This is a genomic window from Pseudokineococcus basanitobsidens (assembly GCF_037482545.1).
In the GTDB taxonomy this organism is placed as follows: Bacteria; Actinomycetota; Actinomycetes; order Actinomycetales; family Quadrisphaeraceae; genus Pseudokineococcus; species Pseudokineococcus basanitobsidens.
On the sequence record NZ_JBBIAA010000037.1, the window covers coordinates 1 to 9,183 of the forward strand.

At 77.7% G+C, this 9,183-nt stretch carries 9 protein-coding genes; 6 read left to right on the forward strand and 3 right to left on the reverse strand.

Features of this window, described 5'->3' with window-relative positions; genetic code table 11:
- Positions 1 to 156 precede the first annotated feature (156 nt).
- Together WDZ17_RS16365 and WDZ17_RS16370 are read right to left on the reverse strand one after the other, a co-directional pair.
- A complete protein-coding gene (locus WDZ17_RS16365; RefSeq protein ID WP_339576249.1) occupies positions 157 to 936 on the reverse strand; it encodes an SAF domain-containing protein in 780 nt (259 codons plus the stop codon).
- A gap of 135 nt (positions 937 to 1,071) precedes the next feature.
- On the reverse strand, positions 1,072 to 1,494 hold the full coding sequence (locus tag WDZ17_RS16370) for an FmdB family zinc ribbon protein (RefSeq protein WP_339576250.1): 423 nt from the start codon (positions 1,492 to 1,494) through the stop codon (positions 1,072 to 1,074).
- A gap of 177 nt (positions 1,495 to 1,671) precedes the next feature.
- On the opposite strand from WDZ17_RS16370, the gene WDZ17_RS16375 reads away from it, so the two are divergent.
- Entirely contained in the window at positions 1,672 to 4,365 is a 2,694-nt protein-coding gene (locus WDZ17_RS16375; protein WP_339576251.1) for a penicillin acylase family protein, read from the forward strand.
- 33 nt (positions 4,366 to 4,398) lie between these two features.
- On the opposite strand, the gene WDZ17_RS16380 is transcribed toward WDZ17_RS16375, so the two are convergent.
- Complete coding sequence (locus tag WDZ17_RS16380) at positions 4,399 to 5,154, reverse strand: 5-formyltetrahydrofolate cyclo-ligase (RefSeq protein WP_339576252.1); 756 nt, start codon at positions 5,152 to 5,154, stop codon at positions 4,399 to 4,401.
- Positions 5,155 to 5,265: 111 nt separating this feature from the next.
- On the opposite strand from WDZ17_RS16380, the gene galU reads away from it, so the two are divergent.
- The 5 genes from galU to WDZ17_RS16405 all read left to right on the forward strand — a co-directional run.
- Complete coding sequence (gene galU / locus WDZ17_RS16385) at positions 5,266 to 6,189, forward strand: UTP--glucose-1-phosphate uridylyltransferase GalU (protein ID WP_339576253.1); 924 nt, start codon at positions 5,266 to 5,268, stop codon at positions 6,187 to 6,189.
- Complete coding sequence (gene glp / locus WDZ17_RS16390; protein WP_339576254.1) at positions 6,135 to 7,547, forward strand: molybdotransferase-like divisome protein Glp; 1,413 nt, start codon at positions 6,135 to 6,137, stop codon at positions 7,545 to 7,547. Before galU ends, glp begins: the two co-directional genes overlap by 55 nt.
- 38 nt (positions 7,548 to 7,585) lie before the next feature.
- Complete coding sequence (moaC, locus tag WDZ17_RS16395; RefSeq protein WP_422632019.1) at positions 7,586 to 8,014, forward strand: cyclic pyranopterin monophosphate synthase MoaC; 429 nt, start codon at positions 7,586 to 7,588, stop codon at positions 8,012 to 8,014.
- Positions 8,007 to 8,534, forward strand: a complete 528-nt coding sequence (locus WDZ17_RS16400) for a MogA/MoaB family molybdenum cofactor biosynthesis protein (RefSeq protein WP_339576256.1) — start codon at positions 8,007 to 8,009, stop codon at positions 8,532 to 8,534. Before moaC ends, WDZ17_RS16400 begins: the two co-directional genes overlap by 8 nt.
- Positions 8,535 to 8,586: 52 nt before the next feature.
- The coding region (locus WDZ17_RS16405; protein ID WP_339576257.1) for a GNAT family N-acetyltransferase at positions 8,587 to 9,183 on the forward strand (597 nt) is incomplete at its 3' end.

Consider the following 9,183-nt stretch of genomic DNA (forward strand, 5'->3'; position numbering starts at 1 on the left):
CGACCGACACCACCTGGACGCGCCAGGCCACCGCACGCCACGACACGCAGCCCGACACCCGACCCCACCAGCACGAGCAGCGGCCGCAGCCGGACGAGCACCAGCAGCACCAGCCCCCCAACTCCTGGCGCGACGACCGACCACCACCCTTTTGAGTCAGGGCAGCACCGCGAGGACGACCGGCGGACCTCCTGCGGCGGCCTGTGCGAGCTGCTGCGCGTCGGTCGCGCTGACGGCCAGGACGACCACCCCGTCGCCGGCGCTCGCGCCCACCCCGCCGAGAGCGCCCGCCGCCGCGGCCGCCGGGACGTCGAGGACGACGGCACGGGGCGCCGGGGCGCCCGGAGCGGTGAGGTCGCCCACCGTGGCGCCTCGGGTCGCAGGGTCGTCCGGGCTCAGGAGGGCGCCGGTCAGCGGGTCGGTCGCGCTGGTGAGGACCGCGACGTCGTCGCCCGGACGTACGAGGTCCGCCGAAGCCGGCAGGACGGGCACGGCGAGCGCCACCGTCCCGGCGGGTTGTCCCGCCAGCAGGCCCCGCCCGGCGAGCCGGACGCCCGTGACGACCTCGCCCGCGCCCACCGGCCCGGCCAGCCGCCGACCTGCGACGCCGTCCGCGTGCGAGGGGTCGAGCGCGCCGGCCGGGACGAGGTCGTCCGGGAGCGCGACGGGGACGAGGTCGTCGGCCGCGAGGACGTGGCCGGCCGGCAGGTCGGTGGCGGCGGCGAGCACGGACGGGGTGCGGACGTCGTCCTCGGGCAGCAGCGCCTCGACGGCAGTCCCCGCCGCGGCCGCCAGCAGGACGGCTCCGACGAGGCGGCGGATCCGGAGGGCGGTGATGCCGTGGCGCCACGGCACCCGCCGTGCCGGCGCCACGGGCGCCGTGACCCCGCCCGTTCGGCCCCCGCCCCCTCGCCCCCCGATCCGTCGCAGCGCCACGGGCGGGACGCTAGGCGCCGCGCCCGGCGGTCGGTCGATCGCTTCCGGTGCCTGTGGACGACGCCGCAGGGCTGCGGGCGGTGGGCAGGAGGTCTCCGGTGGGGCGACCGCCCGCAGGTGCGCCGGGGGTCGGGCTCAGGCGGCCGAGCCGCTGGAGCTGCTCCCCGAGGAGCCCGACGCGGTGGAGGACGAGGTGCCGGAGCCGCCGGAGGCGCTGCCGCCCGAGCCGGAGCCCTTGTCGGAGCCGCCGGAGGAGCTGGCCCCCTTGTCCGAGCTGCTCTTCGCCGCCGTGCCGGACGAGTCGGAGCCGCTCCCCGAGGCCTTCTCCTTGGCGCCGTCCGAGCCGCCGCGGGACTCACCGGAGGAGCCGCCGCGGCTCTCGCTGCGGGAGTCGTTGCGGTAGAAGCCGGAGCCCTTGAACACGATGCCGACGGTGCTGAAGACCTTGCGCAGCCGCCCGGAGCAGGTGGGGCACTCGGTGAGGCTCGGGTCGCTGAACGACTGCTGCACCTCGAGGGGGGTGTCGCACTCGGTGCAGCGGTAGGAGTAGACGGGCACGGTGGCCTCCACGGCAGGACGCGCCGACGGGCGGCGAGAGCGGCGCGAGCGGTGTCGCAGCGCGGCGCCCGCCCGGTGACTGGCACTCCCCAATCACGAGTGCCAACAGTACCCCCGTGCGCCGTCCCGACCTCCCGGTCGCCCGGGGGCGCCGACGTCGGCGGCTAGTGTCGCGGCGTGGCCCGCCTCCGCTCCGCCGGGGTCGTCGCCCTGGCCGCCCTCCTCGTGACGGCCCTGGTCGCGGCGGCCGCGGCCGTCGTCCTCGTCCGCCGCCCCCTGCCCGACGTCTCGGGCGAGGTCGCCGTCCCCGGGCTCTCCGGCCAGGTGCGGGTGCTCCGGGACGAGCAGGGTGTCCCGCAGGTCTACGCCGACGACGCCGAGGACCTGTTCCGGGTGCAGGGCTACGTGCACGCGCAGGACCGCTTCTTCCAGATGGACCTGCGGCGGCACACGACGGCCGGCCGCCTCGCCGAGCTGCTCGGCGACGTGCCGGAGGCGGTCGAGGCGGACGTCGTCGTCCGCACCATGGGGTGGCGGCGCGTCGCCGAGGCGGAGCTGCCGCTGCTCGCGCCGGAGACCCGCGCCTACCTGGAGGCCTACGCGGACGGGGTCAACGCGTACACCGCCGGCCGCTCGCCGAGCGAGCTGTCGGCCGCCTACACGGCGCTGGGTGCGCAGGTCGACCTCGCCCCGGTCGAGGAGTGGACCCCGGTCGACTCCCTCGCCTGGCTGAAGGCGATGGCCTGGTCGCTGCGCTCCAACTACGACGACGAGCTCTCCCGCGCCACCGCCTACGGCGTCGTCGGGGACGTCGACCTCGTCGAGCAGCTGCACCCCGACCCCTCCGCCGCGGGGAACCAGCCGATCGTCACGACGACGGACGCGCTCGCCCCGGCGGCGTCGACGACCGACGTCGGCCCCGCACCCCTCGGCGGAGGGGACCCGGCGGACGTGGACCCGGCGGCGCGCGCGGCCTCCACGGACGCGCTGACCGCGGCTCTCGGCAGCGCCGGGGACCCGCTCGGCGCCGCGCAGCGGGCGCTCGACGCCGTCCCGGACCTGCTGGGCGCCCGCGGGGCGGGCGACGGCGGCATCGGGTCCAACGCCTGGGCGGTCTCCGGCGAGCACACCGCGACGGGCGAGCCCCTGCTCGCGAACGACCCGCACCTGGCGGCCGAGCTGCCCAGCACGTGGTCCCAGGTGGGGCTGCACTGCACCGAGGTCACCGACGCGTGCCCCTTCGACGTCGCGGGCTTCTCCTTCGCGGGGATGCCGGGCGTCGTCATCGGGCACACGCCGCAGGTGGCGTGGGGCTTCACCAACCTGGGCGCCGACGTGACCGACCTCTTCCTCGAGCGGGTGCGGGGCGGCGAGGGGGGCGACACCTACCTGTACGACGGGGAGGAGCTGCCGGTCTCCTCGCGGACGGAGACGATCCGGGTGGCGGGCGGCGAGCCCGTGGCCATCACGGTGCGGAGCACGGGCCACGGGCCGCTGGTCTCCGACGTCCTGCCCGCGGTGGCCGCCGCCGGACGCTCCGCCCCCGTCCCCGACCTCGCGCCCTCGTCGGGGCTGGGCGGCTACGCCGTCTCGCTGGCGTGGACGGCGCTGACGCCGGGGCGGACCATGGACGCCGTCTTCGCCCTCGACGCGGCGACGGGCTGGGACGACCTGCGGGCGGCGGCGGAGACCTTCGAGGTGCCGGGCCAGAACATCGTCTACGCCGGCACCGACGGCAGCGTCGGCTACCAGTCCTCCGGCAGCGTCCCGGTGCGCCGCGTGGGCGGCGGTCTCGGGCAGACCGACGGCACCTGGCCCCGGCTCGGCTGGGACCCGGCCTACGACTGGACCGGCACCGTCCCCTTCGCGGACTTGCCCTCCGAGCTGGACCCCGCGGACGGCCTCGTCGTCACGGCCAACCAGCAGGTGACCGACGCCCGCTCGCCGTTCCTCTCGGCCGACCTCGCCCAGGGCTACCGCTCGCAGCGCATCCGCGAGGTGCTCGAGGGGTGGGTGGCCGACGGCCGCCCGATCACGACGCAGGACCTGCTCGACCTGCAGACCGACACCCACGACCCCTTCGCCGAGGTCCTCGTCCCGCAGCTGCTGGCCGCACCGCTGCCCGAGGGCGGCGGCTCGACGCCCGAGCAGCGGGCCTTCACCCGTGAGGCGGTGGCGCTGCTCCGCGACTGGGACGGCAGGACGACGGCCGACTCCGCCCCGGCCGCCTACTACGCGGCCGTGTGGTCCAACCTGCTGCGCCGGACGTTCGCCGACCAGCTCCCCGAGGCCGCCCAGCCCTCGGGCGGCGGTCGCTGGTTCACCGTCGTCGGCGACCTGCTGGACGAGCCGGACAGCCGCTGGTGGGACGACGCGACGACGACGACGGTCGTCGAGACCCGCGACCAGGTGCTCGGCCGTGCCCTCGTGGACGCCCGGCTGGAGCTGACCGCCAGCCTGGGCGCGGACCCGGAGGAGTGGCGGTGGGGACGGCTGCACCGCCTCGAGCTGCGCCAGCAGCCGCTGGGCGACCCGTCGGTGCCGTGGCCCGTCCGGTCCCTCTGGACCGCCGGGCCCGTCGAGCTCGGGGGCAGCACCTCTGTCGTCGACGCGACGTCGTGGGACGCCCGCGAGGGCTACGCCGTCACCGCCGTCCCGTCGATGCGCATGGTCGTCGACCTCGCCGACCTCGACGCCTCGCGCTGGGTCGACCTGACGGGGGTCAGCGAGCACCCGTGGAGCGGGCACATGACCGACCAGCTGGGCGCCTGGGCCGACGGGCGCACGTTCCCGTGGCCGTCCTCGCCCGAGGCGGTGCAGGAGGCGGCGCGCGACGAGCTCGTGCTGACCCCCGAGGCGGCGGCCGGCTGACCCGGCGGCGCGGACGCCCGGTCCCCCGCCTCCTCAGTCGAGCCGGCGCCAGCGGCTCGCCGTCGCGACGTGGGCGACGCGGACGTCGTGGTCCGCCGACGGCACCGGCTCCACGCACGCGTCGAGCACCTCGTCCTCGTGGACGAGGGCGACGACGGGCGGCAGGGCGCCGCCGGCCGCGACCAGGCGCCCGAGCGCCCGGTCGTAGTAGCCGCCGCCCCGGCCCAGCCGTCGACCGGCGGTGTCGACGGCCAGGGCGGGCACGAGCACCGCGACCACCTCGGCGAGGGCGTCGGGCCCGAGGTCCGGACCGGGCAGCGGCGGGCCGTCGGGCGAGCCGGCCGTCCCGTGCGCCACCCCCCAGCCGAGGCGGACCCCGCCGCCGTCCGACCCGTCGTGGGTGTGCGGCAGGAGCACCCGCCGCCCCTGAGCGGCCAGCGCCGCGACCAGCGGCCAGGTGCCCGGCTCGGTGCCGCGGGAGGAGTAGCACGCGACCGCCCCGTCGGCGGGCAGCACGCCCGCGGCGAGGACGACGTCGCGCAACTGCCCCGCCAGGGCCGCGCGCTCCCGCGTCCCGCGCCGTCGCCGCCGGTCGAGGACGGACCGGCGCAGGACCGCCTTCTCCCGGTCCGCCTTCTGCCGGTCCGGCTCCTCCCGGTCCGCCTTCTCCCGGTCCGCCTTCTCCTGGTCCGGCGGACGGTGCGGGTCCGGGTCCTGGTCCCGCGGCCGGCCCGGGAGCGCGGCGCCGGAGGAGTCCTCGCGCCGGGGTGCCCGGCCGTCGGCGCCCATGGGAGGAGTCTGCGGGAGCCGTCCGTGCGTCCGCCACCCGCGCGGCCGACGGGGTGAGCGTGCCGCTCGCCGTGGGGCCCCCGGTCGGGGCGCGCGGCTAGCCTGCGCCGCATGAGCATCCAGAAGGCCGTGATCCCCGCGGCGGGACAGGGCACGCGCTTCCTGCCGGCGACGAAGGCGTCACCGAAGGAGATGCTGCCCGTGGTGGACGTGCCGGCCATCGAGTACGTGGTCCGCGAGGCCGTCGACGCCGGCATGCACGACGTGCTCATGGTCACCGGCCGCGGCAAGCGCGCCCTGGAGGACCACTTCGACCGCAACGTCGAGCTGGAGGCCGGCCTGGAGGCCAAGGGCGACGACACCAAGCTCGACAAGGTCCGCAGCTCCACCGACCTCGCGCAGGTGCACTACGTGCGCCAGGGCGACCCCAAGGGCCTCGGGCACGCCGTCCTCGTCGCGAAGGCGCACGTCGGCGACGAGCCCTTCGCCGTCCTCCTCGGCGACGACCTCATCGACCCGCGCGACCCCCTGCTGCAGACCATGACCGCGGTCCAGGAGCGGCTGGGGGGCAGCGTCGTCGCGCTGCTCGAGGTGCCCGAGGACCAGGTGTACCTCTACGGCTGCGCGACCCTCGACGAGGGCGGGTCCGACGCGCTGGAGGAGGACGTCGTCCGCATCACCGGCATGGTCGAGAAGCCCGCGGTCGAGGACGCCCCCTCCAACCTCGCGATCATCGGCCGGTACGTGCTGCACCCGGCCGTCTTCGGGGTCCTCGAGCGGACGCCGCCCGGCAAGGGCGGCGAGATCCAGCTGACCGACGCGCTGCAGACGCTCGCGGGGATGCCCGCCGAGGACGGCGGCGGTGTCACCGGCGTCGTCTTCCGCGGCCGCCGCTACGACACGGGCGACAAGCTGGACTACATCAAGGCCGTGGTCCGCCTCGCCTGCGAGCGGGACGACCTCGGGCCCGAGCTGCGCGCGTGGCTGCGGGACAGCGTCGACGAGCTGACGGCCGACCCGGCCGGGCGCTCCTGACCGGCGGGGGCGCGGCCCGGGCGACCGGGCCGGGCGGCGGAGCGCGCTCGCTGGAGGGGCACCTCGCCGTCGTCCTAGACGGCGCGCAGCCGCTGCTGCCCCGGCGGCTGCCGCTGCTGGACGCGCTCGACCTCGTCCTGGCCGAGGACGTCGTCGCCGGGGGCCCGCTGCCCCGCTTCGACGGCTCCTCGATGGACGGCTACGCCGTGCTGGCCGCGGACGTCGCGACGGCGGCCGAGGACGCGCCGGCCGTGCTCGACGTCGTGGGCGACGTCCCGGCGGGCGCCGCCCACGTGCCGGCCCTGCGGCCCGGGACGGCGGTGCGCGTCATGACCGGCGCGCCGGTGCCGCAGGCGGAGGACCCGACCCGGACGCCGGACGTCGCCGTCGTCCAGGTCGAGTGGACCGACGCGGCCCAGACGGGGCCGCCGCCGGCGCGGGTGGCGGTGGGACGTCCCGTCGGGCCGGGCCGCAACGTCCGTCGGGCCGGCGAGGACGTCGAGACCGGCGAGCGCGTGCTGCGGGCGGGGGAGCGTCTCTCCCCACGGCACCTGGGGCTGCTGGCCTCGCTCGGCCGCGCCGACGTCCTCGTCCGCCCGCGGCCGCGCGTCGTCGTGCTGTCCACCGGCAGCGAGGTCGTCGAGCCGGGGGAGGAGCTGAGCCCGGGGCAGATCCACGACTCGAACTCCACGGCGCTCGTCGCCGCCTGCCGCGAGGCCGGGGCGCTCGCCCGCCGCGTGCGGGCCGTCGAGGACGACCCCGGGCGGCTGCTCGCGGTCCTGCGCGCCGAGCTCCCGACCGCCGACCTGGTGCTGACGACGGGCGGGGTCAGCGCCGGCGCCTACGAGGTCGTCAAGGAGGCGCTCGCCGCCGGTGGCGCGGTGTCGTTCGTCCGGGTCGCGATGCAGCCGGGCGGCCCCCAGGGCGAGGGCCGGCTGCGGGACGACGCCGGCCGGGAGGTCCGCGTGCTCACGCTGCCGGGGAACCCGGTGAGCGCCTACGTCTCCTTCGAGGCCTTCGTGCGGCCGTGGCTGCGGCGCGTGCTCGGCGAGGAGGAGCTGCAGCGGCCCGTCGTCGAGGCCGTCGTCGACCGCGGCTGGACCTCGGTGCCCGGCAAGCGGCAGCTCTACCGCGTCCGGCTGGAGCGCGACGCCGACGGCACGGCGCACGTGGGCGCCATCGGCGGGCCCGGCAGCCACCTCGTGGCCGACCTCGTGACCGCGACCGCGCTGGCCGTGGTGCCGGAGGAGGTGACGGACGTCCGCCCCGGTGACAGGCTGTCGTGCATGCTCCTCGAGCGCGGTGGCCCGCCGCCGTCGGACCCCGCCGCGGACCCCCGGCCGGGGGCCGGGGCGTGACCGGGTTCACGCACCTCGACGACCGGGGACGCGCCCGCATGGTCGACGTCTCCGCGAAGGACGTGACCGTCCGCACGGCGTCCGCGGCCGGTCGCGTGCTGTGCTCGCCCGCCGTCGTCGAGGCCCTGCGTGCCGGGGGCGTCCCCAAGGGCGACGCCCTCGCCGTCGCCCGGGTCGCCGGCCTGCAGGCCGCCAAGCGCACTCCCGACCTCGTCCCGCTGGCGCACCCGGTCGCCGTCCACGCCGTCGAGGTCGACCTCGAGGTCGTCGACGACGGCGTGGAGGTCGCCGCGACCGTGCGCACGGCGGACCGGACCGGGGTCGAGATGGAGGCGCTCACGTGCGTCGCCGTCGCCGGCCTCGCCCTCGTCGACATGGTCAAGGCCCTCGACCGCGCCGCCGTCATCACCGACGTGCGCGTGACGGCCAAGAGCGGCGGACGCTCGGGGAGCTGGACCCGTGGCTGAGCAGGCACCGGAGCCCGGGGGCCCGGGCGCGGCGGTGCCCCGCACGGGCGCGGTGGTCGTCGCCTCCACCCGCGCGGCGCGGGGCACCTACGCCGACGAGACCGGCCCCCTGCTCGTGGAGGGGCTGCGCGCGCTCGGGCTCGCGGTCGACGACGCGGTCGTCGTCGAGGACGGCGAGCCCGTCGGCCGGGCCCTGCGCGCGGCGCTGGGGCGCGGTGCGGCCGTCGTCGTGACGACGGGCGGGACGGGGCTGACGCCGCGCGACCTGACGCCCGAGCAGACGGCGCCGCTGCTGGACCGGGAGCTGCCCGGGCTGGCCGAGGCCCTGCGGGCGCGCGGGCGGGACAAGGGCGTGCCGACGGCGTCCCTGTCCCGCGGCCTGGCCGGCACGGCCGGCACCGCGCTCGTCGTCAACCTCCCCGGCTCCCCGGGCGCGTGCCGCGACGGGCTCGAGGTGCTCGCCGAGGTGCTGCCGCACGCGCTGGACCAGGTCGCCGGCGGCGACCACCCGCGCCCGTGAGCACCGTTCAGGTCCTCGTCCGGGTCCCCGCCCCGGTCACGGAGGGCCGCCGGTGAACGGCTGGCCGGTGGAGCTGCGCTCGCAGGACGTGGGGCTCCGGCCCCTGCGCCGTGGGGACCGCACGGCGTGGGGGCGGCTGCGCGACGCCAACGCCCGGTGGCTCGCGCCGTGGGAGGCGACGCCGCCGGCGGGCTCGCTGCCCCCGCCGTCCTTCTCGGCGATGGTGCGCGAGCTGCGGCAGCAGGCGCGCCTCGGCCAGGCGCTGCCCTTCGTCGTGGAGCACCGCGGGCGCATGGTCGGCCAGCTGACGGTCGCGGGCGTGGCGTGGGGCTCGCTGCGCTCCGGGACCGTCGGCTACTGGGTGGACCAGCGCGTCGCCGGCCGCGGCATCACGCCCACCGCCGTGGCGATGGTCACCGACCACTGCTTCCGGTCGGTCGGGCTGCACCGGGTCGAGGTCAACATCCGCCCCGAGAACGCCGCGAGCCTGCGCGTGGTCGAGAAGCTCGGCTTCCGCGACGAGGGCCTGCGCCACGGCTACCTGCACATCGACGGCGCCTGGCGCGACCACCGCACCTTCGCGCTCACCGCGGAGGAGGTCCCGGGCGGGCTGCTGGCCCGCTGGCTCGCCGCGGGGGGGGGCGCCCCC